Origin of the sequence: Clostridium perfringens ATCC 13124 (genome assembly GCF_000013285.1) — a bacterium.
Classification (GTDB): Bacteria; Bacillota; Clostridia; order Clostridiales; family Clostridiaceae; genus Sarcina; species Sarcina perfringens.
This window is the reverse complement of sequence record NC_008261.1, coordinates 2,385,791-2,410,817: the sequence shown is the minus strand read 5'-3', so window position 1 is coordinate 2,410,817 and position 25,027 is coordinate 2,385,791. Positions and strand designations below refer to the sequence as shown.

The window sequence follows — 25,027 nt, the reverse complement described above, 5'->3', positions numbered from 1 at the left end:
ATTATGGATGTGATTAATATGGATAAGGATAAAGAGATAAGTGGATTAAATAATTTAGAGTTTAAAATAATAGTACAAGGAATATTAGTGGGCATAATTGTTGGAATTGTAATAATGATTTATAAGATCATAATAGGATTTGGAATGGAAGGCTTTAACAAGGTATATTCATATACAAGAGAAAATCCAAAGCTTATAATTCCTTTATTTTTAGTTCTTATATTTTTAGGGTTTATAGTTGGAATTATAGTTAAAAAGAATCCTATGATAGGTGGAAGTGGTATTCCACAGGTAGAAGGGGAGTTAAGTGGAAAAATAAGTGTAAACTGGCTAAGAGTATTTAAAGATAAGTTTATTGGCGGAATAATATGTATGGCATCTGGTCTTTCATTAGGTAAAGAGGGGCCCTCAGTTCAAATTGGAGCTTCAATAGGAGAAGGCTTTGCTAAAATATTTAAAAGAAGTGACTTTGAAAAGAGATTATTAATAACAGGGGGAGCAAGTTCAGGTCTTGCTGTAATATTTAATGCCCCTTTATCAGGAGCTATATTTGCTCTTGAAGAAGTACATAGAAGTTTTTCACTGCCAGTTATGTTGGCTGCACTTTCAGCTTCTCTTACAGGAGTTTTTGTGGATAATCTTATTTTAGGAAATGATTTTTGCATAAAAATACCACCTATAAATTCATTGCCAATACAATATTATTGGACATTATTAATATTAGGAGCCATATTAGGAGTAACAGGATGGATTTTTAATAAAGGACTTTTAAAAACACAGGATTTTTATGTAAAGACTTTGAAAAAAATTCCTATTCAATTTAAAACAATAATACCTTTTGTTATGGTTGGAATTTTAGCCTTAACAATTCCAGAAGCAATTGATGGGGGAGACTCTTTAATTGAAAGTGTAATAGGAAATAATATTGCAATAAAACTTTTAATAGTAATTTTAGTAATAAAATTTATATTTACATTCTTTAGTTATTCCTCAGGAGTGCCAGGAGGAATATTCTTTCCTTTGTTAGCCATAGGTGCTTTAGTAGGAGCAATATTTGGATTACTTTTAAATAAATATTTAGGAATAAGTGATTCCTTAATAGTCAACTTTATAGTGCTAGCTATGGCAGCACAATTTGCATCAATAGTTAAGGCTCCTATTACTGGATTAATGCTTATAACTGAGATGACAGGAACTTTTAAACACTTATTACCAGTGGCTATAACAGTTACTGTGGCATATTTAGTTTCTGATATGCTTAATAATAAGCCTATTTATGAAAGTTTATTAGAGAAATTATTAGAAAGAATGAATATTAAGTTTAATACTGGCGTAAAGAAAAAAGAAATTTTTGATTTTGAAGTAAAGATTGGTTCTGAATTAGATGGAAAACTTATAAAAGATGTTAAATGGCCTGAGGGTAGTTTAATAATAACTATTTTTAGAGGAGCAGAGGAAATTATACCAAATGGAGAGGTTAAAATTCAGGCTGGAGATGTGTTAGAAGTAATATTTAGCAAAGAAAAACAAGCTCAGTACTATGATGAAATATCAAAAAAAACATATTGTGAAATTTAATTAATAAAATACATCAAATTAAAAGCTAATAAAAAACTTACAAATAATTCTTAAAGAAATAGGGTAACTCTTTAAGTAAATTTGTAAGTTTTTTATTTTTATAAAAGTTTTTTATCTAGTTAATTTTTCTATTACTTCTCTATAGTTTGGATATTTTTCAAGCAAATCTTCTCTTTCAAATAGTTCAAAGTCTTTAAAATCAAAGCCAGGTGCTACCATACAACCAACTAGGGAGAAGCCTTCATTATTCATAGCAGAACCAAATATATAATCCTTAGGAACTAAAACTTGAGGAGTTTCTCCTTTTTCTATGTTTAATCCTAGTTGTTTTTCTATAAGTTCACCATCAGGGCTTATCATATAAATTGTTAAGGATTCTCCAGCGTGGAAATACCACATTTCATCAGATTTTAATCTATGAAAATTTGAAACTTCTCCAGTTCTTAATAAGAAATATATGCTAGTCCAAAGTAAACGCTCTTCATTTATATGTAAAGTATTTGGAGCAAGTTTGCTAGGTGAAATAAAGGATTCTTTAAAATATCCACCTTCAGGATGTGCTGTCATATTTAATGATTTTATAAAATATTCAGCTGAATGATTCATATTAAAAACCACCTTTCAAATAATTTTTCTAAACATGTTTAATCATAAATCATAAATAGTATAATTACAAATATAAATTTAAAATATGCATATAATAACATGAGAAAGGAAGGGGGACGGTAATTGTGAGTGAAGAATTAAATTTTTATACTAGAGAAGAGGAATTTGCTAATGCCATAACCCACGGAATTGGAGTGGTATTAGCCATAGTGGGAGCTGTTTTACTTATAGTTTTCTCATCTTTAAGTAGAGATTTTTATAAGATAATAAGTTTCACTATATTTGGAATAACTTTATTTTTACTTTATTTAGGATCAACATTATATCATAGTATTCCTAATAAAAAAGTAAAGAGGTTTTTAAGGATAATTGACCATTCATCTATTTATCTTTTAATAGCAGGAACTTATACACCCTATGTATTAGTATGTTTAAGAGATAATAAAAAAGCTATGGCAATATTTATTATGATTTGGGTAATGACCATATTAGGAATAGTATTTAAATTTATCTGTATAAATAAGTTTGAGAATCTATCAACCCTATTATATATTTTTATGGGGTGGTCAGTTATCTTTGTAGTTAAGGATGTATGGCAAAGAGTACCTCATATGGCCGTCTTTTGGCTTCTTATAGGTGGATTGTTTTATACCTTAGGATGTATATTTTTTGTTTTAGATAGAATGCCATACAATCATGCTATCTGGCATTTATTTGTAATGGGAGGAAGCATAAGTCACTTTTTCTCTGTAATATTATATTTATAATAACAAAGAAGAAGCTATATAGAATCTAAGTTATTAGTTCTATATAGCTCTTTATTAATTTCCTTCAGTATTATTTTGATTATTACTATTTTTAGAAGAAGTATTTCCATTATTAGATTGCGTGTTAGAGGATTCTCCATTTCCACTAGAACCATTATTTTCAGACGGTTTTTCTGTTGGAGTTTCTTGAGGAATACTTGGTTTTTCTGAAGTATTAGGTTTTTCTGTAGAATTATTACCAGTAGAAGTGCTTCCATTACTTGGTTTATTAGAAGAATTTACACTATTTCCTTGGTTAGAAGGTTTTTCTACTTTATTATTAGAATTATTATTACTACTATTGCCAGAATTATTTTTAGGTTTTTCAAAATTTCCATTAGTATTTATACTAGGTACATATTCATAATCTGGGTGAGTAGTATCATCTTTAATATCATAGTCATTAAAGTATTGTTCTATTATAGAGTCAAAATTACTAGTATCAGGCTCATAATTTTTATTGTCATTAAATATGAACTCTTGAAGAGCCTTTGATGTTTCTACCTTATCAATAACAAAGACCCAACCCTTATTATTAATGATTCCACCTTTTGAAATACTATCTAGAGGAACTCTAAATTGTTCTATTTCAAAGTTACACTTTTTACCTACATTTAAAGCTGTAAATCCATAATCCATAGCATTTCCTAAGGAAATATTAGTTTTTACATATGGGAATAATTCATTAAGCAGGGAAACAAGTTTAACTGTTGACATATCTTTAACTTTTTCTAAAGCGATTTGAAGAACAGCTCTCTGTCTTTCAGTTCTTTCATATTCACCATTACCAACTTTTCTAATTCTAGCATAAGATAAGGCTTGATAACCATTAAGATTATAAGTTCCAGGTGAAGGAAGTAAATCTTCTTCAGAACCGCCACCATCTAAAATATATTTATTAAGTTCATCAAGTTCATAATCTTTAACTGTTACTTCAATTCCGTTTATAGCATCTATAACCTTAACAAAAGCATTAAAATCTACGATTACATAATTATTTAATTTTATTCCGAAATTATTTTGAATAGTTTCAATTGTTTTAGTAGGACCACCATAAGCAAAGGCATGATTTAACTTTTCTTCTCCGTGACCATCTATTTTTACTAACATATCTCTCATTAAAGAAGTTACTTTTAACTTTTTATTGATATTATCTATTGTTAAGATCATTATAGAATCCGATCTAGATACATCTTCTCCAGGTCTAGCATCGCTACTAAGCAAAAGAATATTTGTTATTCCTGGAACCTCTTTAAACTTAATATCTTCATCTACAGTATTAACTTTAGCAGGATCCGTATTTCCTTCGTAGGAGTGGTTGTAAAATCTAAAAACAAAAAAGCCTACTACAGATGCGATTAATATAAGGATAGCTAATAAAGAAAATATAGTTATTTTTTGTTTTTTACTAAAATTAAAGTGTTTCTTTTTATCCATAAGTACTCCTTTTTATGATTTGTTTAAACGTTTTAATGAGTAGCTAAAACTTAATTATTTAATAATAACATAATATTTATTTTAGAACATCATATTTAAATAATTATTAACAATTAGTTAAATAATAAATATAAAAAAATAAAGAGGATATTATAAAATATCCCCTTTATATTATTCACTAAAGTTTTGTTTTTTATTTTCTAATCTGTATTCAATGAATTTTTCTGTATATATTTTTATTAAGGCTATTATAGGAACACTTAAGAACATTCCTAAAACACCAAATATTCCACCACCAACTGTAACAGCGAATATTATAAATAGTGGAGAAACACCTACTTGATCTCCTAATATTTTTGGACCTAAGTACCAACCATCAAATTGTTGAAGGATGAATATGAATAAAAGAACCCATATTGCCATAGATGGTTGAACAATAAGTGTTAATAAAAATGCAGGAATCATTCCTATAAATGGACCGAAATATGGAATCATATTTGTTAATCCAACTATGAAAGAAATAAGCACCGCATACTGAGTACCCATTAATAATAAACCTATGTAACAAAGCACTCCTATTATAAGTGAGTCTATAATTTTACCTATTATAAATCTACTAAAGATATTGTGAGCTTCTGCCATGAAACTAATAAAAAGTTCTGAAGATTTTTCAGATGGCATAACTGCAATTATAATTTTTTTACACCCTTCAATTAAAGTTTCCTTATCCATTAACATGTATATGGAAATAATAAATCCAAATACAAATTTAACAACAGATGAAGTTATTTTTATAGTTTGAGTTAACAAGCTACCTACTATATTAGATAGTAAGGTTGATGTCTTAGAAATAAATTCCGTAGCAGAAGTATTTAAATGATTTAAATCTAAAGGAACATTCATACTTGCTAAGGTGTTATTAATCCAACTTTCAGCAGAGGATGCATATTCACTAAGATTACTAAATAATTCTGACAAACTATCAAATATTGTAGGAACAATAATTGCAATTAATATGTAAACACATATTATAACTAAAATATAGCTTATCATTAAGGAAAAAGCTCTCTTAAGTTTAAACTTCTTTTCTATAAGCATCATGAGAGGATTTATTAAATAAGCTATACCAAAAGCCCAAAAAAATGGTGTTAAAACTGATAAAAATGGTCTAATACCTTCACTTAAAATGCTCCTAATATTAAAAATTAACATGATTGAAACTGTTGATATCAATATTAGTGGGAGCCAATTAAAGTGAAAATTATGTTTTTTAAACAATTATGTTTTCCCCCTAAATTATATAAATTTTATAACGATTTTTGCTAATAATAATAGCAGGATTATTAATCTTCTATAAGAGCATGAATTATTTTGTTATATATATCGGAAGAATTGTTTTCCCATTTGTTGCAAATAGCTTTTGCTTCAGTTTTGGAAGGAACGCTTACATTTAAATCAATTAGAATAGTATTATTTTCTATTGCTTTAAGATTTACTATGAAAGAACTGTCTTCTCCAACAGTATAATCAGCAGATATACTTAATTCTTTTTTTATTTTTTCAACATGCTTGCGTACATATTCATCTATAAGTTTTAATTTGTTTGGAGATATTCTATCTTTAAAGAAGAATAGTACCTTATCTCCCTTTTCCGTAAGTACTATGATTTCTTTATCATCATCTTGAGTTTTATATTCTAAGAACTCAGAAGAAATTAATTCAGATACATATTGTTGTAACATAAAATAATTTATAAAACTATTTTCTAAAACTATATCTGTTAATTGTGTGTTAGATATAGGATATTTTATTGACTTTATTATATATAAAAGAAGTAATTTATTCTCAGCTAATTCTAATGTGCTATCATACATTTATGTTTTCCTCCATAACTGTTTTGAAATAATAATCCTATTATACCATATATGTTTTAAGATAATAAAGTTATTTGATTAATATTAAATATTAAGGAGTGAATACTTTGAAAAAAAATAATAATTTTTTTATTTGTAAAAACTTTATTACTACCATTACTTTAGTTGTTATTATTGCCATATTTACATTGCCTATTAATGTTTTTGCAAAAGATAATAAGCCAATTCATTGTGTGGATAGAGAGGATAAAAAAATTTCTCTGACCTTTGATGTGAATTGGGCAGAAAATGATTATTTATATGAAATTTTAGATTTACTAGATGAAAATAATGTAAAAGCTACATTTTTTATAATGGGTAAGTGGGTAATATATCCTGAAGGTAATAGAGAAAAGTTAGTAGAAATTCATAAGAGAGGACACGAAATAGGAAATCATAGTTATGTACATCCTGATTTTAAGAATATAGGAAAAGAGAGAATAATTGAAGAGGTTAAAAAAACAGAAGAAATAATAGAAAAGGAAGTTGGAGTAAAGACTAATTTATTTAGATTTCCTAGTGGTTCATATAGCCAAGAAAGTTTAAGTGTTATTCATGGATTACAATATAAAAGTATACAATGGGATGTTGATAGTGTGGATTGGAAAGGAGAGAGTAAAGAGAGGGAATATAAAAAGGTAATTGACAATGTAAAAGGTGGGTCAATACTTTTATATCATAATAATGGTAAATATACTGTAGAGAATCTTAAGGAAATAATTCCAAAATTAAAATCAGAAGGATATGAATTTGTTAAAATAAGCGACATAATATATGAAAATAGTTACGAAATAGATGACAATGGAAAACAATTGTTAATTAAAACGAAACAAAATAATAGTTGAAATCGTTGAACAAAATGTATTATAATGGAAATAGTTATTGGATATACAGATAAATATAAAAAACATATTAAACTTATATGATTAAATACTAATGGGGAGAGGGGTTTAGGTTAAAATGGATAATTTAATGTTAAACAACAAAATTTATTTAGAAGGAACTGTAGTTTCAGAATTAGAGTTCAGTCACGAGATGTATGGAGAGGGTTTCTATACATTTAACTTAGAGGTTATGAGATTAAGTGATTCAAAGGACTTATTAAATATTACTGTATCAGAAAGATTAATAACCACTATGGATTTAAAAATTGGAACTGAAATAGTAGTTGAAGGACAATTAAGAAGTTACAACAAATTTATAGATGGAAATAATAAGCTTATCTTAACAGTTTTTGCAAGAAATATAGAATACTGTGAAGAAAGAAGTAAAAATCCTAATGAGATTTTCTTAGATGGATTTATTTGTAAGGAGCCAGTTTATAGAACAACTCCATTTGGAAGAGAAATTGCTGACTTATTATTAGCTGTAAATAGATCTTATAATAAATCAGATTATATCCCAACTATAGCATGGGGAAGAAACTCAAGATTCTGTAAAACATTAGAAGTAGGGGATAATATAAGAATTTGGGGAAGACTTCAAAGTAGAGAATATCAAAAGAAAATATCTGAAACTGAAGTTGTTAAGAAAATAGCATATGAGGTTTCAATTTCTAAAATGGAAAAAGTATCTGTTGAATCAGAACAAAATGAATCAGGTGAAGAAATTTCTTAAAAGTTTTAATAAAAAGGCCATGGGAATAAATCCTCATGGCTATTTTTTATTATTTTCTTAAATCATCTAATATTTCTGTTTTATCTTTAGTCTTTTCATCAACAGATTTAATAATTTTAGCAGGAGTTCCAGCTACAACTACGCCAGCTGGTACATCTTCAACTACAACTGAGCCAGCAGCTACAACTGAGCCTTTTCCAATTTTAACACCTTCAAGGATAACAGCATTAGCTCCTATTAAAACATCGTCTTCTATTATACATGGAGTTTTGCTAGGTGGTTCTAAAACTCCAGCAACAACAGCTCCAGCACCTAAGTGAACTCTTTTTCCAAGTTTTCCTCTAGCACCTATTACAGCGTTCATATCTACCATTGTACTTTCGCCTATTTCAGCTCCTATGTTTATGACAGCACCCATCATTATAACAGCATTATCTCCGATTGATACTCTGTCTCTTATTATTGCGCCAGGTTCGATTCTAGCGTTTATGTTTAAAAGGTCTAACATTGGAATAGCTGAGTTTCTTCTATCATTTTCAAGTCTAAAGCTTACTATTTTATCTTTATTTTCTGTTAAGAAAGTAGCAACTTCATCACTTTCTCCAAATAATACATAGAAATCATTATTTCCATAACATTCTATTGAACCTAATTCTACACCTTCTAAGTTACCTTTAAGATAAACTTTAACAGGAGTTGATTTTTTTACTTCCTTTATGAATCTAGCAATTTCATATGGATCTGTAAAGTTATAACTCATATTAAATTACATCCTTTCTATTTATAATGCATTTTGTCTATATATTTATTAAAATATAACATACAATATAAATTATTATAAACAAAAATGATTATCAATAAAAGAGAAAAACGTAAAATTTATATTATTTAATAAATAGATTGTTTAAAAAATCAAATATATTATAAAATATAATTTAAAGGAGTGATAAAATATGGCAAGACTTAAAGAAGGATATGTTCAAGTATATACTGGAAATGGAAAAGGAAAAACTACAGCAGCAATGGGATTAGCTTTTAGAGCTGCAGGTGATGGAATGGAAGTAAAGGTGGTTCAATTCCTTAAATCATGGAAAACAGGTGAGTTAGAATCTGCTAAAAGATTTGATAACTTAGAGATATTAAGATTTGAAAAGGTTAAAGGATTTACCTGGGAATTAAATGAGGAAGAGTTAGCTCAGTTAAAATCAGAAGTTAGAGTAGGCTTTGATTTTGTAAAAGGACTAGTTGAAAATAGAGGATGTGATATATTAATTTTAGATGAGGTAATGGCTTCAATTTCTGGAGGATTCATAGGAGAAGATGAAATTGTAGAATTAATTGAAAAGAAACCTAAAGATATGGAATTAATTCTTACAGGTAGAAATGTACCAGAAAAAATAATGGAAAAAGCTGATTTAATAACAGAGATGAGAGAAATTAAACATTATTATAAAAAAGGAGTTCCAGCTAGAGAGGGGATAGAATTTTAATGAATAAAAATGTTATTGGGGTAGAAATATCAGGAATAAGAAAATTCTATAATGAAGTAGTAAAATTCCCAGAGGCTATATCATTAACTCTAGGACAGCCAGATTTTCCTGTTCCAGAAAAGGTTAAAGAAGCTATGATAAGGGCTATTGAAGAAGGAAAGACAACATATACAGCTAATGCTGGTATAGTTGAATTAAGAGAAGAAATATCAAGCTTATTAAAAAATAATTTTGACATTGATTTTAGTAAGGATGAAATAATTATAACTGTAGGTGGAAGTGAAGGTTTATATGCAGCTATGACAGCCCTTTTAAATTCTGGAGAGAAGGTTTTAGTTCCATCAATTGCATATCCAGCTTATGAAAGCATAAGCAAAATAATAGGATGTGAAGTTATAAATTACGATTTAAATGAAGATTTTTCAGTTAACATAGAAAGTTTAAAAGAAGGAATAAAACAAGGGGGAAAACTTTTAGTTCTTTCTTATCCATGTAATCCTACAGGGGCATTACTTAGTAAAAAAAGTAGAGATGAGTTAATAGAGATTATAAAAGAAAATGATATATTGGTATTAACTGATGAAATTTATTCATCTCTTTGTTTTGAAGAGGAGTATTATTCTGTAGCTCAATGCAAAGATATAAAAGAAAAAATAATATATGTAAGTGGATTCTCTAAGATGTTTTCAATGACAGGTCTTAGAATTGGATATGTAGCATGTTCTAAGGAAATATATGATCAAATTATAAAGGTTCATCAATATAATTCTTCATGTGCAACATCTATTTCTCAATGGGGAGCCTTAGAAGGATTAAAATCTTGTATGAATGATGTTGAAAATATGAAGGAATCTTTTAAAGAAAGAATGAATTTTACTTATAAAAGATTAAAAAGTATGGGCTTAGAAGTGGAAAAACCTAAAGGAGCTTTTTATATTTATCCTAATATAAGTAAGTTTGGATTAACATCAGAAGAATTTTGTCATAGATTACTTGAAGAAGGCAAAGTTGCCTGTGTACCAGGAGATGCCTTTGGAAAAGGTGGAGAAGGATATATTAGAATATCTTACTGTTATAGCAAAGATGAACTTGAAAGAGCTTTAGATAAATTAGAGGCTTTTGTAAAAACTTTAAAAAAGTAAACTATGTCTTAAATAAAAGATAATTTAAAAAGGTAAAAATAAAATAAGTTATATAAAATTAAAAATAAAACTTATAAATAGTATTAAGAGAAGAAAATAATTCTCAAAATATATTTATAAGTTTTATTGTTTTACTTTGTTTTAAATATTTTTATTTCTTATGAATAATTTAAATTGAAAGGTTCTAAAAGAGTATATAATCTTTTAAAATCTTCTTTCAGATCTTTAAATTCGTACATAGAAATTAATGATACTTTAAACAAAAAGTGTTTCAGCATTTTATAAAGGTTTTATTAGAAGTTTAGTTGTAAAACATCATCCATTGAGTATTTTCCAGCTTTAGTTTTATCAGCCATGTATTCACATGCTTTTAAAGCACCTATAGCGAAAACATCTCTTGAAATAGCTTTGTGATTTATTTCTATAACTTCACCATCACCAGCAAAAATAACTTCGTGGTCTCCTATTATTCCGCCACCTCTTACTGTATTTACACAGATTTCATTTTTTTCTCTTTTAGCAATTCCTTCTCTTCCGTAAAGTAATTTTGTTTCTTCCTTAAGAGAATCTTGAATAGTATGAGCTAATAAAAGGGCAGTTCCACTTGGAGCATCAACTTTTTGATTGTGATGTCTCTCTACAAGTTCTATATCAAAGTTCTCATAAAGAACTGGAGCTACTTTCTTTAATAAATTATTTACTAAATTAATACCTATGCTCATGTTAGCAGATCTAAATAGAGGGATTTCTTTTGAAGATTCTTCTATAAATTTTAAGTCTTCAGCAGTGTATCCTGTTGAACATAGTATAAGTGGTTTTTTAGTTTTCTTTGAAAATTCTACTAAGCTTTTTAAAGCATCAGCTCTTGAAAAATCTAATAATACATCATAGGAAACATTGCAATCTTCTGGTTTTGCAAAGATTGGGTAAGGTCTTTGAGCCTTAGTGTTATTATCTATACCAGCAACTATTTCAACATTAGGAAATTTTGTTTCAGCTAAGTTTGAAATTACGCTACCCATTTTTCCTGAACAACCATTTAATATAACTTTAACCATAATTGGTACCTCCGATATTAGTTTTAAATAAGCATAACCACCTAAAGGCGATTATGCTTATTATATAATAGATTATTTTATTAAACCATTAGCTTTTAAGTTTTCTTCTAATATTACTAAATTAGAATCTTCCATTTCACATAATGGTAATCTTAATGGTCCACAGTTAAAATTCATTAAATTCATAGCTGTTTTAACTGGGATTGGATTTGTTTCTATAAATAAAGAATTTGCTAATGAAAGATATTTAAGTTGAAGGTTACGTGATTCAATAACTTCTCCTAAGAAATATTTTTCACATATATTGTGAGTTTCTTCAGGAAGAATATTTGCTAAAACTGAAACCACACCAGCTCCACCTAGGGATAAAATTGGAACTATTTGATCATCATTACCTGAATAGATAGCAATTCTATCACCACATAATTCAGCCATTTTAGCTACCTGTGAAAGATCTCCGCTAGCTTCTTTTATAGCAACTACATTATTTAAATCTGCAAGTTTATCAAGCATTAATGGAGTTATATTCATTCCAGTTCTTGATGGAACATTATAAAGCATAATAGGAATATTTATTGCATCATTTATAGCATTGAAATGAGCATATAATCCTTTTTGAGAAGTTTTATTATAATATGGAGTTATTATTAATACCATATCAGCGCCAACTTCTTCAGCATATTTACTTAATTCTATTGAAGCCTTAGTATTATTTGTTCCAGTTCCAGCTATTACAGGAACTCTTTTATTTACAACTTCCACAGAGAATTTTATAACTTCTTTCTTTTCTTCTAAAGTCATAGTAGAACCTTCTCCTGTAGTTCCACAAACTAAAATAGCGTCAGTATGATTTTTAATGTGCCATTCTAATAATTTTCTTAGCTCTTCATAATTAACGCCATCTTCAGTAAATGGTGTTATTAAAGCTACACAAGACCCTTTAAACATACGTATTACCTCCAAAAAAATAAATTATTTTTCGTTTATAAGTATTTCAGCAATTTGAATTGCATTAAGAGCTGCCCCTTTTCTTATATTATCAGCCACAACCCAAAGGTTAAGACCATTATCTAAGCTGAAATCACGTCTTATTCTTCCAACAAAGACCTCATCTTTTCCACTAAGTTCAAGTGGAGTAGGGTATTTTAAGTTTTCTACATCATCATGAACTATTATTCCTTTAGAACTATTAAATAAATCTATAACATTTTCAAGTTCAAATTCAGAATTAAGCTCTACATTTATACTTTCACTATGAGCATTTAAAACTGGTACCCTAACTGTAGTAGCAGTTATTCTTAAATTATCATCATGAAGTATTTTCTTTGTTTCTTCAATCATTTTAATTTCTTCTTTTGTGTATCCATTATCTAAGAATACATCTATATGAGGAATTACATTACCTAATATAGGATATGGGAATTTCTTTGTAGTTCCTTCTTGTAAATCTAATATACCTTGAATTCCAGCTCCTGAAACTGCTTGGTAAGTTGAGTAAACTATTCTTTTTATACCATATTTATCATATAGTGGCTTTAAAGCTACCATAGCTTGAATTGTAGAACAGTTTGGATTAGCAATAATACCTTTATGCCATTTTACATCCTCTGGATTTACTTCTGGCACTACTAAAGGAACTTCTTTATCCATTCTCCAAGCACTACTGTTATCTATAACCACTGCTCCATGTTTTGCGAAAATAGGAGCAAATTCTAAGCTTACACTTCCGCCTGCTGAGAATAATGCAAAATCTATTTTCTTGTTTTCAATATTAGCTTCGCATAATTCTTCAACTAATACATCTTCACCTTTAAATTTTAAAGTTTTTCCTGCTGATCTTTTTGATGCGAATAAATATAATTCTTTAACGGGGAAATTTCTTTCTTCTAGGATTTCAAGGAATTTTCTTCCAACATTTCCTGTTGCCCCAACTATTGCTACATTGTACACAATATCCCTCCTAAATATAATCTTAATATATTCTATTTCTATATATTAAATATAGTTCAATGATAAACACTTTATCAAGTATATTTTATGATTAATTTGAAGGATTTGAGTAAGTTAACTTTCATATTTGACTAAATATGAATATTTAAGCTTATAGGGGGAATAATAGTTTTAAAAATAAATTTAAGGTAGGGGAAGAATATGAGCAAGACACCATTAAAAAAAATTATAAAAGGAAAAATAAAATCTAATAAGGAATTAACACCAGCAGAAAAATTAAGAGAAAAGATGAAATATGAAATAGCTGGTGAATTAGGATTAAGTGATAAGGTTGATAAATTTGGATGGGGAGGATTAACTGCTGAGGAAACAGGAAGAATTGGTGGGTTAATGACTAAGAGAAAAAAAGAACTTAAATTACCTAGTAATGATGAAATATTAGGTAGGAAAAAAACTCACGTTGACGAAAAGTAAAAAAAGTATATAATTTTTAGGTAGAATAATATATGGGGGATTTAAATTATTATGAAGAGTTATAAGATGATGGCAAAAGTGTATGATGAACTTATATATGAAGATGTAAACTATGAGAACATAGCAGAATACGCCTTATCAAAATGTGATAAGTATAATATTAATAAAGAAATGTATTTAGATTTAGCTTGTGGAACAGGAAATGTTGGTGTTCATGTAGGAAAATCCTTCAAAGAAAATTATTTTGTTGATCTTTCACAGGATATGCTTATAGAAGCAGATAAAAAGCTTAGAGAACATAGAGTTAGAGGTAAGATAGTTTGCCAAGATATGTGTGAGTTAGGGTTAAATAGAAAGTTTGATTTAATAACATGTGTTTTAGATTCAACAAATTATATTTTAGATGATGAAAGTGTAGAAAATTATTTAAGAGGGGTATATAATCATTTAAAAGAGGATGGTTTATTTATATTTGATATAAATTCATACTATAAAATATCAGAAGTATTAGGCAACAATGTCTACACATATGATAGTGAAGAATTATTTTATGCTTGGGAAAATATTTTTGAGGATGAAATAGTAGAGATGAATTTAAATTTCTTTGTGAAAGATGGAGAAAAGTATGAAAGATTCACAGAAGTTCATGAAGAAAGAGCTTATAAGGAAAGTGAAATAGAATATATTCTTGATGTAATAGGTTTTAAAATAGTAGAAAAGCATAATGGTTATACAGATGATGAAGTAACACCAGATACTGAGAGAATAGTTTATATAGTAAAAAAATAACGGAGGGATTAAATTATGAGTGATAAATTAATAAGAGCCATAGCTAAAGATGGCATGATAAGAATATTTGCAACAGAAACTACAGAGTTAGTTGATGAGGCTTCAAAAATACATGATTGTACACCTACAGCTGCTGCTGCCTTAGGAAGAATGTTAACAGCAGGTACTATGATGGGAGCAATGTTAAAATCAGATAAAGAAGTTGTAACTTTACAAATAAATGGTGGAGGAATGGCTAAAGGGGTTACTGTAACTGCTTACTCAGATTGTAGTGTTAAAGGATACATAGGAAATCCACATGTTGATTTACCTTTAAACACAGAAAATGGTAAATTAAATGTTGGTGAAGCTATTGGTAAAAATGGTGGATTAACAGTAATTAAAGATTTAGGATTAAAAGATCCATATGTAGGACAAGTTCCTATATATAGTGGAGAAATAGCTGAGGATTTAGCATATTATTTTACAGCTTCAGAGCAAATACCTTCAGCAGTTGCCCTAGGAGTATTAGTAGATAGAGATCATTCAATAAAAAAAGCTGGTGGATTTATAATTCAATTATTACCAGGAGCGGATGAACTTTTAGGTGACTTACTAACATATAGACTAGATGAGATTCCTTCATTAACTACAATGCTATCAGAAGGAAAAACAATAGAAGAAGTTATAGAATTCATTTTTGATGGAATGGATTTAAAGATATTAGAAGAAGAAACTCCAAAATATAAATGTGATTGCTCAAGAGAAAAAGTAGAGAGAGCATTATTAAGCATAGGATACAAAGATTTAAAAGAATTATATGATGAAGGTAAAGAAGAGGAATTAAAATGCCACTTCTGTAATAAAGCATATAAGTTTACAAAAGAAGATATAGGAAAATTATTAGAAGAAAAAGAAAAATCTATTGCTGATGAAGTTTCAGAAGAAATGAAAAAAGCAGAAGAGAAAGAAAAAGAAGAAAAAAATAAAAAATAAGTTGACAAATTAATTTTAAGTTAATATAATAATAAATGTCTTGAAGAGCTCAAGACATTTGGCTCGATAGCTCAGTCGGTAGAGCAGAGGACTGAAAATCCTCGTGTCGCTGGTTCGATTCCTGCTCGAGCCACCATTATTGCGGGAGTGACTCAATGGTAGAGTGTCACCTTGCCAAGGTGAAAGTTGCGAGTTCGAGTCTCGTCTTCCGCTCCAAATGCGGGTGTAGTTCAATGGTAGAACACCAGCCTTCCAAGCTGGATACCCGGGTTCGATTCCCGGTACCCGCTCCATATATGGCGCTATAGCCAAGTGGTAAGGCAGAGGTCTGCAAAACCTTTATTCCCCGGTTCAAATCCGGGTGGCGCCTCCATAAAAAACATCTATAAGATTTCTTATAGATGTTTTTTTATGCTCTTTTAAAATAGTGTTGATTTATTAATATATAGATATAAATATTATTTTAAAAATAGAGTCTTTTTAAATTAAAGATTTTATTAGCTTTTCACCAAAGTTAGAGAATTTAATTTCCTTAAATACTTTTCTTAATGTAATATGGTAGAGTTCTTCATTAGCTATAGAAGAATCCTTTATGAAAAGTTTGATTATTTGAGTGTCTTTATATTTAAACCAAGTTAAAACGGCAATTACATCTTTATTTATAGGTTTTTCAGAAATCTTAAGAGTATTATTCTCTTTATATACAATTAAATCCTTATGAGATACTGAAAAAAATTCATTAGAAGGACAAGTATATTGAATTAACCTTACATTATCAATAGCTATTAGCAGATCTAACTTTTCTTTATCTCCCAAGTCATTAGTAATTTCTTTTTGTAGTTTCACAACTTTTTTCATAATAAAAATACCCCCTACAGATAAAATTATAAACTAATAGTAAAGGTTTACAAATCATGGAATAAAGTATCAATAAAGTGCCTTAAAAAGCATATAATATATTAAATTACAACTTACAATATAATATGTTTTATATCATAAGAAAAGTACATTAATATTTTGAGAATTTATTAGTACAAATAATTAATTTAACATTAAAAATGCTTTTTTGTAAATATATTGAAAATTAGGATACATAATGTATTAATTATATTTTAAATAGATATAATATATAAATAAACTTAGTAGGGGGAGTAAAGATGTTTTTAGCTATTATAATTGTTTTATCTTTATGTTTAACTTATTTAATTCTAAGGGATAATAAAGAAAATAATAAAAATAAATCAAAGATAAATAGGGGATGGAAGGTAACTCCATATTTAAGTTTAAGAATAAGTTCCTTTGAAAGTAGGATTGATCTAGAGAAGATGAGGTTAAGGGAATTGATAAAAAATACTATAAGGTTAATGGATGATAAAGTTACTTTTATAGATTGTAATAGTGACGGTTTTTATATAAAAAGTAAAAATGAATTGATTTATATAGAATTTTTAGTAGGGGACCAAAATGTAGAAAAAAATAAAGAAAGTGTTTCTTTAAAAAATAATGAGATGGCAAAGTTAGAATTATATAATACAATAAGAAGTACTATTAGGAAGTATATATGGTTTTGGGAAGAGAATTTTATTAATCCACTAAAAAGTGAATTTAATATAAGATTTTCAAGTGGAAATATAATTATGAAAATTAGTAAAGAAGATAAAATAATTTTTAATAAAGATGAGGAAAATAATACTTTAAAAAATGAATCTTAAGTTTAAAGAGAAATTAATTAGATTTTTAGGATAGATATAAAGGAAACTTTATATTTATCCTTTTTATGTGTAAAATTAAAATATACTATTTAAAATAAAGTTGTAATTAAATTTTAATTAATTTAAAACTTAATTAAAAGTGAAAATATGAGGGGAGTATTAATATGAAAATAAAGGATATAAAAAAATTAACTGATTGCAAGTTTTTAAACTTATATAAATTAGATATTGAGAATAAGGTTGGAAATTCTAAGGAATACTTTATAGCAAGTAGAAGAACAGAAAAAGATTTAAGCTGTGTTGTAAATAAACATGATAAGGCAGATGGTGTTATGATAATTCCAATAACAGAAAATGATGAGTTTGTTCTGTTAAAGCAATTTAGACCTGCTATAAATGATTATATATATGAATTCCCAGCTGGACTTATAGACAATGGAGAAGATGCAATAAAGGCTGCTACAAGAGAGCTTTTTGAAGAAACTGGACTTTTAGCTAGTGAAAGTGAATATTTAATAAAGCCTAGCTATACGTCAGTAGGTATGTCTGATGAATCTGTAGCTGTGGTTAAAATGAAGGTTTATGGAACTATTTCAATAGAAAATTTAGAAGAAAATGAAGAAATAGAAGTTATTAAAGTGCCTATAAAAGAGGCTAAAAACTTTGTTAAAGAAAATAATGTATCAATAAAAACTGCATTGGTTTTAAGCTTTATGTAGATTATAAATAAATTAAAGGAGCTTTATGAAATTTCAAGATAAAATTTATAAATGTGTTAAGAGTTTTTCTTCATACTATTTATAAACTTTATTAGTGAGTTATTTTCATAATGCTCCTTTTAAAATATATTATTATACTAAAATTTCTTTTGGTTCTTTAGCTAAGTTATGAACTACACCTTCTGGAATTTCTCCTTTGTGAAGTTTTAAGGCATTTAATGCAGCGCCTTTAATTGGTGGAAGTATAGGTGCTGTTAGATTAAAAGCAGTATAATTATCCTGAAGATAATTTCTTAGTGGGTCTAAGATAAATTCTTTTGAGTTAAATACACTACCAGAGTAAGAGATATTTAATACTCCTGTAAATTCAAGTTGATTAGTTAATCCATTTACCATTAGAAGACATTCTTTAGCAGCTTGTCTATATATATCTAAAGCATATTTATCTCCTTTAAGAGCAGCTTTGTAAACTAACATTGCAAGATTTGCAACTTTAGTTCTATCTTGTTTATATTCATCCTTTATGAGGAATATTAAATCAAAATCATTTTCTAGTTTTAATTCATTTTTAAATATATCATAAAGGGCAGTTCTTTCTAATCTATGATCAGATTGTTTTCCAAAGATTTCAACCCCTTTTTTAGCAATCCAATATCCAGAACCTTCATCACCACATATATATCCCCATCCACTAGTTCTTGCTGTTTTTAAATCATTAGTTATACCAGAGGCAATTGCTCCTGTTCCTAGAATTATACATATTCCTGGTTGACCAGCTAAGGAGCCAGCTAAGGCAACTTCTACATCGTTTCCACAAGAAAATTTATTTTCTCCTAAGATTTCAGCTATTATAGAGTTCATTTTTAATTTTTCACTTTCATTCTCACCATAAGCAGGTAAACCTAAAAATGAGTAACTAAGATCATCTCTGCATATATTAATTTCATTACAAATCTTATCAATACCTTCTTGAATACCTTTTCTAAAACCATCAAAACCTACTTGATGTATATGACATGTACCACTAGTATAAGTTGATAAAACCTCTCCTAAATGGTTTATAAGCATAAATGATGTTTTTGTTCCACCTGCATCAATACCTAAATAAAACATACTTTTCCCCCTCTTAATACATAGTTGTAATTACCACTTGGTCTTATTTTACTATATTATTAAATGTATAATCAATGGGAATGGAAAAGTATGAATTAAATTAAATAATAATTCAGTAAATATTAAATTTATCCACTTATTATCTGAAAAATATATATTTAAGTTGTAACAATAAAGGTGATAAATATAAAAAATAATATTTATATGCTATTTTATCAACATTTATTACTATATTGAGTAAAATATAGTGATTGTTAAATAGTTAATATACTACCTCTATCTATTAATTTACCATTAGAAAGATAAATTGGTTCAACATCATATTTTAATAAAAAGTTTTTAATATCATTTCCATAGGAATGATTTTCTAAGTTGCCAAAGAAAGCCATTTGATTTTTTGAAATTAATCCGCAGGTTCCACCTATAAATCCATAATCTAAACCAGGAAGAGAAATATCACCACTAGGAATTAATAATATATCAAAGCCATGAGGTTTTAGGGCTTTATAAATTCCTTTATCAGAAGTTATTAAGGCTTTTTCAGAAACTACAGCAATAGAACACTTAGAATATCCTTGCTTTATGTTTATTAAGTTTTTTTCCTTTACTGATTCAATTAGCTTAGGATCAGTAAATTTTAGATTATGTATAAAATCATTTTTTAAGTTTACAGCATTTAAAATTACATTTCCAGGATATTTATCTTCTAAGTTATAAGAGCTTTTTATAATATTTAAATCCTTTGGAACAGAGTTAAATAATTCTTCAGAGGAATCTTTAGCTAATAAAAGAGTATTTTCATTAAGTATATTTATTTGTATATCTGGATGACCGTCTATAGCATCATATAGTTTAGGATGTTTTGGTACCTTAATTATATTAAGATTTAAATCCTTTAGTTTTTTTTCTTCTAATTGTGAAATTCTATAATCAACAAAACAAGTTCTCATAATAATCTCCTCATTCAAAATTTTATAATTTCATTTTACTAAAAAATTAAAGAAATTGTCGATTAATGAATTTATATTTTTGAATATTACATGTGAATTAATACATACTAAAAGTAAAGAAAGGAGTGAGAAAAATGCTTCTAATGACATTATGTTGTGAGGAGGAAAAAAAATTAATAGAGGACATACAGAGTATAAAAAGTGTTTTAAAGAGCAAAGGAATTATAATTGGTGTGTCAGAAAGTATCTCATGTGGAACTCACTTCGTTAAAATATACTATGGAAATAGTGACTTTGATGAAAAGATAAGAGAGACCATAATGTTATATATAAGTAATGTTATCTATAATGTTATAATAGAACACTATAGAGAAAAAGAAATGCTTCATTATATAAATGAAAATTATTTCTTTTTAAAACATGATGAAATATTAGAAATTGATTTAGCTATAAATAAAATATTAAAAGGAGAGCAAAAGATTTGTTCTGATAAAGATTTTTATTGTTTAAATAAGGTAAATGACATTATAGAGAATATAAAAGAATTTATATTAGAAAATGATTATATAAACATAGAAGGTTTTATAACTTTTAGAATGAAACCTTTGTTAAAGTATATAGAATGTATTATAGATAAAGTAGTAGAAGATTATATGATTGAAAAAGAATATAATGAATTCATAAAACTATTAAAGTATTTTGTAGATATACAAGATTGTAAATTAGAAGAAGTAAATATAATAGTTCAAAGAAATGGATCCTATGAAGTTAAAGATTCTAAAGGACTTGATATCTTTAAGGATTTTTTAAATGAAATTACAGATATTGCTGAAGAGGGAATAATAAATATAGAAGATATTATTATTAGTGGTTTAATAACCAATGCACCAAAAAAAATAAAAATATATAATGAAGAATATTGCATTAATAAAGAATTTATTCAGACTATAAAAAGTGTCTTTGGTGAAAGAGTAGAAACTCATAGAAGTTACAATGATATTTTAAAAAAATAAGTTTTTAAACTTAAAAATATTTATTGTAATAAATCTTAAAATTATAAGTTTTAAAGATAAAAACTATTATTTTATTTAAAAGAAATTGATGAATTGTGTTGACAATAAAAAAGAATAATGATAAGATAACTGATGTCAAGAAGAAACAGCCGTTTCTCACCTTACAGCTATTAATGCTAGTTTGGTCATGAATTTTATTACATTTGATTTTGGTAATAGAGGACGGCTTAAAACCGTCCTTTTTTATTTATATATTTGTGTTGGCTAAATTCTATCGGAGGTGAACAAGATTAGTAAAAATTTTGCAATCAATCAAGAAATAAGAGAAAAAGAGGTTAGATTAATTTCTAGCACAGGAGAGCAACTTGGTGTTGTATCAGGAAGAGATGCACAAAAAATGGCAGATGAGGCTGAGTTAGACTTAGTTATGATTTCGCCAAATGCTAAACCACCAGTTTGCAAAATAATGGATTACGGTAAATTTATTTACGAGCAATCTAAAAAAGAAAAAGAAGCAAAAAAGAAGCAAAAGGTTATCAGTGTTAAGGAGATAAGAGTTAGCCCAACTATAGAAAAGCATGACTTAGAAATAAAAGCTAAGAATGCTAAAAAATTCTTAGAAGCTGGAGATAAAGTCAAGATAACTGTAAGATTTAGAGGAAGAGAAGCTGAGCATTCACATGTTGGTGTTAAGATATTAGATAGTTTCTTAGCTCAATTAGAGGAAGTATGTTCAGTAGAAAAACCTGCTAAATTAGAAGGTAGAAACATGATAATGATTTTAGCTCCTAAAAAAGCGTAACTTGAGAGGAGGATACTTACAATGCCAAAAATGAAAACTCATAGAGGTGCAGCAAAAAGATTCAAAAAAACAGGAACTGGAAAGTTAAAGAGAGCTCACGCTTTCACTAGCCATATCTTAACAAAGAAAAGTGCTAAGAGAAAAAGAAATTTAAGAAAAACTGGTTATGTTTCAACTGCACAAGAAAAAGCAATGAAGAAATTATTACCATATCTATAAGATAAAACACGGAGTAGGAGGTCTAGAAAATGGCAAGAGTTAAGAGAGCGGTAAATGCTCGTAAAAATCATAAAAAAGTTTTAAAACTTGCAAAAGGATACTATGGTGGAAAAAGCAAGTTATTCAAAACTGCTAACGAATCAGTAATAAGAGCATTAAGAAATGCTTACGTTGGAAGAAGATTAAAGAAGAGAGACTACAGAAGATTATGGATAGCTAGAATAAACGCAGCTACAAGAATGAACGGTCTTTCATATTCAAGATTCATGAACGGAATGAAATTAGCTGGTGTTGATATAAACAGAAAAATGCTTTCAGAGATAGCTATAAATGATCCAAAAGCATTTGCTGATTTAGTTGAATTAGCTAAAAAGCACTTAAACGCTTAATATCAGATGCGAGTTTATCTCGCATTTTTTTTATATTTTATTTATATTTTATAAGTTTAATTTTATTCAGACTTTTATCTGAATAAAATTAAACTTATTTGCAATTACAATTAAATAAAATTACTTTTAAATTCTAAAAATAAGACAACTTTACATATATAAATTAAAAATAAGATATAATAAAATTAAAGGAAAAATATAATATTAGTTTAAGTTGGGGGTTTAATTATGTACATTAAACTGACAAAAAAGATAAAATTTAGTGCCGTTCAGATTTTAGCTTTAGGTTTTTCTATGGTTATTTTATTAGGTGCTATAATATTAAGTCTTCCAATATCATCTAAAAGTGGTGAGTTTACTCCTTTTTTAGATAGTTTATTTACTTCAACTTCAGCTGTATGTGTTACGGGACTTATAACATTAAATACAGCGGCACATTGGAACTATTTTGGGAAAACTGTCATAATAATCTTAATACAAATAGGTGGATTGGGATTCATGTCCTTTACAACTTTATTTGCCTTAATGGTTAAGAAAAAAATAACCTTAAGGGAAAGACTTCTTATACAAGAAGCTATGAATACCTTTGGAATACAGGGGTTAGTTAGAATGATTAGATATATCTTAGCATTTACATTTTCAGTAGAAATGTTAGGTGCACTATTATTATCTACTCAATTTATACCCAAGTTTGGATTCTTAAAAGGAATATACTATAGTATTTGGCATTCTATATCAGCTTTTTGTAATGCAGGGTTTGATTTATTTGGAGATAATCTAGTTGGATATGCTAACAATAAAACTGTAATATTAACAATTGCAGCCTTAATAGTAATTGGTGGTTTAGGATTTACTGTTTGGTCAGAATTATATAATTATAAGGGATATAAGAAATTATCTTTACACTCTAAAGTTGTAATAATGATAACAGCTATCCTTTTAATTGGGGGAGCTATTCTTATGTTCATATTTGAATATAATAATCCTAATACTCTAAAGTATATGAGTTTTGGAGATAAATTAACTAATGCATTCTTTGCTTCAGCAACCACAAGGACTGCTGGATTTAACTCTGTTTCTACTGCGGATATGACTTTAGCTGGAAAATTCTTAACTATATTATTAATGTTTGTAGGTGGATCACCAGGGTCAACAGCAGGGGGAATTAAAACTGCTACCTTTGGTATAGTAGTACTTACTCTAATCTCTATAATAAGAGGAAGAGAAGATACTGAAGTATTTAAAAAGAGAATTTCAAAAGAATTAGTGTATAAGGCTTTTGCTGTTTTATTTATAGGTTTTGGTATAGTGGTACTTGGAACATTAATTTTAGCAGTAACAGAACCAGGATTTTCATTAGAATATATTCTATATGAAGTTACATCAGCTTTTGCTACAGTTGGATTAACTCTTGGATTAACTCCATATCTTTCAGTAATAGGAAAAATAATAATAATAATAACTATGTATTTAGGAAGAGTGGGCCCTATGACTGTTGTTCTAGCTTTAGCTAATAGAAAGAAACCAAGTGCATACAAATACCCAGAAGATAAAATATTAATAGGATAAATAAGTTAGGAGTGTAAGGCTTATGTCAAGTAAACAATTCGTTATTATAGGATTAGGAAGATTTGGATCATCAGTAGCTAAAACTTTATATGCTTTAGGTCATGATGTTTTAGCAATTGATTCTAATGAGGATTTAGTTCAAGAAATATCAGATAGTGTAACTCATGCAGTTCAAATGGATGCAACAGATGAAAATGCTTTAAGAACTTTAGGATTAAGAAATTTTGATGTGGCTGTAGTTACAATAGGAGCTAACATACAAGCAAGTGTTATGGCAACATTACTTGTAAAAGATATGGGAATAAAATATATAATTGCTAAGGGAAATAGTGATTTACATGCTAAAGTTTTATATAAAATAGGAGCAGACAGAGTAATCTTACCTGAGAAGGATATGGGAGTTAGAGTAGCTCACAACTTAGTTTCTTCAAGCATCTTAGATTATATAGAATTATCTCCAGATTATTCTATAATTGAAATAGAAAGTCCAAAAGAGTGGTATGGAAAGTCTATGAAAGAATTAAGCTTAAGAAGTAAATACGGAATAAACGTAATGGCTATTAAGAGAAACAATGAAGTTAATATATCTCCAGATGCAGATGATGTTATTAATAAGGATGACATAGTAGTTGCTATAGGTTCTGCAGAGGATTTAACAAAATTAGAAGGAAAGATATTTAGACATTAATATCTTCTAGAAAGGATT

Annotated in this window: 28 protein-coding genes, 4 tRNA genes and 1 other annotated feature; of the genes, 21 read left to right on the top strand and 11 right to left on the bottom strand. The window is 27.8% G+C overall.

The features are described 5' to 3' along the window. The first annotated feature begins 18 nt into the window (after positions 1-18). Positions 19-1,578, top strand: coding sequence for a ClC family H(+)/Cl(-) exchange transporter (locus CPF_RS10575; protein WP_011590995.1), 1,560 nt, complete (start codon positions 19-21; stop codon positions 1,576-1,578). A 111-nt stretch (positions 1,579-1,689) separates the two neighbouring features. On the opposite strand, the gene CPF_RS10570 is transcribed toward CPF_RS10575, so the two are convergent. Then, positions 1,690-2,184 (bottom strand): cupin domain-containing protein, encoded by a 495-nt coding sequence (locus CPF_RS10570; protein ID WP_011590994.1) that lies wholly within the window; start codon positions 2,182-2,184, stop codon positions 1,690-1,692. A 125-nt stretch (positions 2,185-2,309) separates the two neighbouring features. On the opposite strand from CPF_RS10570, the gene CPF_RS10565 reads away from it, so the two are divergent. Further along, a complete protein-coding gene (locus CPF_RS10565) occupies positions 2,310-2,951 on the top strand; it encodes a PAQR family membrane homeostasis protein TrhA (protein WP_003454985.1) in 642 nt (213 codons plus the stop codon). A gap of 54 nt (positions 2,952-3,005) precedes the next feature. On the opposite strand, the gene CPF_RS10560 is transcribed toward CPF_RS10565, so the two are convergent. The 3 genes from CPF_RS10560 to CPF_RS10550 all read right to left on the bottom strand — a co-directional run bounded on the left by CPF_RS10560 (position 3,006) and on the right by CPF_RS10550 (position 6,301). After that, positions 3,006-4,427 (bottom strand): LCP family protein, encoded by a 1,422-nt coding sequence (locus CPF_RS10560; RefSeq protein ID WP_011590993.1) that lies wholly within the window; start codon positions 4,425-4,427, stop codon positions 3,006-3,008. Positions 4,428-4,598: 171 nt separating this feature from the next. Next, positions 4,599-5,705 (bottom strand): AI-2E family transporter, encoded by a 1,107-nt coding sequence (locus tag CPF_RS10555; RefSeq protein ID WP_003454728.1) that lies wholly within the window; start codon positions 5,703-5,705, stop codon positions 4,599-4,601. Between the two features lie 65 nt (positions 5,706-5,770). Continuing rightward, positions 5,771-6,301, bottom strand: a complete 531-nt coding sequence (locus CPF_RS10550) for a DUF4364 family protein (protein WP_003451559.1) — start codon at positions 6,299-6,301, stop codon at positions 5,771-5,773. Between the two features lie 107 nt (positions 6,302-6,408). Here CPF_RS10550 and pdaB point away from each other — a divergent pair, with 107 nt between their 5' ends. Both pdaB and CPF_RS10540 read left to right on the top strand, forming a co-directional pair. Then, complete coding sequence (gene pdaB / locus CPF_RS10545; RefSeq protein WP_003455022.1) at positions 6,409-7,185, top strand: polysaccharide deacetylase family sporulation protein PdaB; 777 nt, start codon at positions 6,409-6,411, stop codon at positions 7,183-7,185. A gap of 115 nt (positions 7,186-7,300) precedes the next feature. Further along, the gene (locus tag CPF_RS10540; protein ID WP_003454917.1) at positions 7,301-7,957 is read left to right on the top strand and encodes a single-stranded DNA-binding protein; all 657 of its coding nucleotides are present in this window, start codon (positions 7,301-7,303) and stop codon (positions 7,955-7,957) included. 49 nt (positions 7,958-8,006) lie between these two features. On the opposite strand, the gene dapD is transcribed toward CPF_RS10540, so the two are convergent. Beyond that, positions 8,007-8,717: a 2,3,4,5-tetrahydropyridine-2,6-dicarboxylate N-acetyltransferase gene (gene dapD / locus CPF_RS10535; protein ID WP_003454957.1), complete on the bottom strand. Its 711-nt coding sequence runs from the start codon at positions 8,715-8,717 to the stop codon at positions 8,007-8,009. Between the two features lie 193 nt (positions 8,718-8,910). Here dapD and CPF_RS10530 point away from each other — a divergent pair, with 193 nt between their 5' ends. Next, positions 8,911-9,447 carry a cob(I)yrinic acid a,c-diamide adenosyltransferase gene (locus tag CPF_RS10530; protein WP_003451437.1) on the top strand — a complete coding sequence of 179 codons (537 nt, stop codon included), beginning with the start codon at positions 8,911-8,913 and terminating at the stop codon, positions 9,445-9,447. Next, positions 9,447-10,589, top strand: coding sequence for a pyridoxal phosphate-dependent aminotransferase (locus CPF_RS10525; protein WP_011590992.1), 1,143 nt, complete (start codon positions 9,447-9,449; stop codon positions 10,587-10,589). Before CPF_RS10530 ends, CPF_RS10525 begins: the two co-directional genes overlap by 1 nt. 293 nt (positions 10,590-10,882) lie before the next feature. On the opposite strand, the gene dapB is transcribed toward CPF_RS10525, so the two are convergent. The 3 genes from dapB to CPF_RS10510 all read right to left on the bottom strand — a co-directional run bounded on the left by dapB (position 10,883) and on the right by CPF_RS10510 (position 13,597). Further along, the gene (gene dapB, locus CPF_RS10520; RefSeq protein WP_003455184.1) at positions 10,883-11,647 is read right to left on the bottom strand and encodes a 4-hydroxy-tetrahydrodipicolinate reductase; all 765 of its coding nucleotides are present in this window, start codon (positions 11,645-11,647) and stop codon (positions 10,883-10,885) included. 72 nt (positions 11,648-11,719) lie between these two features. Beyond that, positions 11,720-12,595 carry a 4-hydroxy-tetrahydrodipicolinate synthase gene (dapA, locus tag CPF_RS10515; protein ID WP_011590991.1) on the bottom strand — a complete coding sequence of 292 codons (876 nt, stop codon included), beginning with the start codon at positions 12,593-12,595 and terminating at the stop codon, positions 11,720-11,722. Between the two features lie 24 nt (positions 12,596-12,619). Next, complete coding sequence (locus tag CPF_RS10510; protein ID WP_003468781.1) at positions 12,620-13,597, bottom strand: aspartate-semialdehyde dehydrogenase; 978 nt, start codon at positions 13,595-13,597, stop codon at positions 12,620-12,622. Between the two features lie 201 nt (positions 13,598-13,798). Here CPF_RS10510 and CPF_RS10505 point away from each other — a divergent pair, with 201 nt between their 5' ends. The 7 genes from CPF_RS10505 to CPF_RS10475 all read left to right on the top strand — a co-directional run bounded on the left by CPF_RS10505 (position 13,799) and on the right by CPF_RS10475 (position 16,208). Next, a complete protein-coding gene (locus tag CPF_RS10505; protein ID WP_011590990.1) occupies positions 13,799-14,071 on the top strand; it encodes an alpha/beta-type small acid-soluble spore protein in 273 nt (90 codons plus the stop codon). A 51-nt stretch (positions 14,072-14,122) separates the two neighbouring features. Then, positions 14,123-14,860, top strand: coding sequence for a class I SAM-dependent DNA methyltransferase (locus CPF_RS10500; RefSeq protein WP_011590989.1), 738 nt, complete (start codon positions 14,123-14,125; stop codon positions 14,858-14,860). A gap of 15 nt (positions 14,861-14,875) precedes the next feature. Further along, positions 14,876-15,835: an Hsp33 family molecular chaperone HslO gene (hslO, locus tag CPF_RS10495; RefSeq protein WP_003454848.1), complete on the top strand. Its 960-nt coding sequence runs from the start codon at positions 14,876-14,878 to the stop codon at positions 15,833-15,835. A 60-nt stretch (positions 15,836-15,895) separates the two neighbouring features. After that, a tRNA-Phe gene (locus CPF_RS10490) sits at positions 15,896-15,971 on the top strand. 5 nt (positions 15,972-15,976) lie between these two features. Beyond that, a tRNA-Gly gene (locus CPF_RS10485) sits at positions 15,977-16,051 on the top strand. A gap of 3 nt (positions 16,052-16,054) precedes the next feature. Beyond that, positions 16,055-16,128: transfer RNA gene (locus CPF_RS10480), tRNA-Gly, on the top strand. A gap of 5 nt (positions 16,129-16,133) precedes the next feature. Beyond that, positions 16,134-16,208 (top strand) — tRNA-Cys (locus CPF_RS10475). Between the two features lie 107 nt (positions 16,209-16,315). Here CPF_RS10475 and CPF_RS10470 read toward each other — a convergent pair. Next, positions 16,316-16,693 (bottom strand): hypothetical protein, encoded by a 378-nt coding sequence (locus CPF_RS10470; RefSeq protein ID WP_003455018.1) that lies wholly within the window; start codon positions 16,691-16,693, stop codon positions 16,316-16,318. Positions 16,694-16,992: 299 nt separating this feature from the next. On the opposite strand from CPF_RS10470, the gene CPF_RS10465 reads away from it, so the two are divergent. Then, positions 16,993-17,547 (top strand): hypothetical protein, encoded by a 555-nt coding sequence (locus tag CPF_RS10465; RefSeq protein ID WP_003451404.1) that lies wholly within the window; start codon positions 16,993-16,995, stop codon positions 17,545-17,547. A gap of 164 nt (positions 17,548-17,711) precedes the next feature. Then, a complete protein-coding gene (locus CPF_RS10460) occupies positions 17,712-18,266 on the top strand; it encodes an NUDIX hydrolase (protein WP_011590988.1) in 555 nt (184 codons plus the stop codon). A gap of 132 nt (positions 18,267-18,398) precedes the next feature. Here CPF_RS10460 and CPF_RS10455 read toward each other — a convergent pair whose 3' ends face one another. Next, positions 18,399-19,379 carry an N-acetylglucosamine kinase gene (locus CPF_RS10455; protein WP_011590987.1) on the bottom strand — a complete coding sequence of 327 codons (981 nt, stop codon included), beginning with the start codon at positions 19,377-19,379 and terminating at the stop codon, positions 18,399-18,401. A gap of 254 nt (positions 19,380-19,633) precedes the next feature. Then, complete coding sequence (locus CPF_RS10450) at positions 19,634-20,329, bottom strand: DUF6873 family GME fold protein (protein WP_011590986.1); 696 nt, start codon at positions 20,327-20,329, stop codon at positions 19,634-19,636. A 134-nt stretch (positions 20,330-20,463) separates the two neighbouring features. Between CPF_RS10450 and ytxC the strand changes: the two genes are divergently transcribed. The 6 genes from ytxC (at position 20,464) to CPF_RS10420 (ending at position 25,009) form a co-directional block, all read left to right on the top strand. Beyond that, positions 20,464-21,342 carry a putative sporulation protein YtxC gene (gene ytxC / locus CPF_RS10445; protein ID WP_011590985.1) on the top strand — a complete coding sequence of 293 codons (879 nt, stop codon included), beginning with the start codon at positions 20,464-20,466 and terminating at the stop codon, positions 21,340-21,342. A 131-nt stretch (positions 21,343-21,473) separates the two neighbouring features. After that, positions 21,474-21,593: a sequence feature (ribosomal protein L20 leader region), on the top strand. Positions 21,594-21,622: 29 nt separating this feature from the next. Next, the gene (infC, locus tag CPF_RS10440; protein ID WP_011590984.1) at positions 21,623-22,144 is read left to right on the top strand and encodes a translation initiation factor IF-3; all 522 of its coding nucleotides are present in this window, start codon (positions 21,623-21,625) and stop codon (positions 22,142-22,144) included. A 21-nt stretch (positions 22,145-22,165) separates the two neighbouring features. Continuing rightward, positions 22,166-22,363 carry a 50S ribosomal protein L35 gene (gene rpmI, locus CPF_RS10435; RefSeq protein ID WP_003451643.1) on the top strand — a complete coding sequence of 66 codons (198 nt, stop codon included), beginning with the start codon at positions 22,166-22,168 and terminating at the stop codon, positions 22,361-22,363. A gap of 29 nt (positions 22,364-22,392) precedes the next feature. Next, positions 22,393-22,752: a 50S ribosomal protein L20 gene (rplT, locus tag CPF_RS10430; protein ID WP_003451332.1), complete on the top strand. Its 360-nt coding sequence runs from the start codon at positions 22,393-22,395 to the stop codon at positions 22,750-22,752. Between the two features lie 228 nt (positions 22,753-22,980). Continuing rightward, entirely contained in the window at positions 22,981-24,321 is a 1,341-nt protein-coding gene (locus tag CPF_RS10425) for a TrkH family potassium uptake protein (protein ID WP_003451277.1), read from the top strand. A 22-nt stretch (positions 24,322-24,343) separates the two neighbouring features. Beyond that, positions 24,344-25,009, top strand: a complete 666-nt coding sequence (locus CPF_RS10420) for a potassium channel family protein (protein WP_003451483.1) — start codon at positions 24,344-24,346, stop codon at positions 25,007-25,009. The last annotated feature ends 18 nt before the right edge of the window (positions 25,010-25,027 follow it).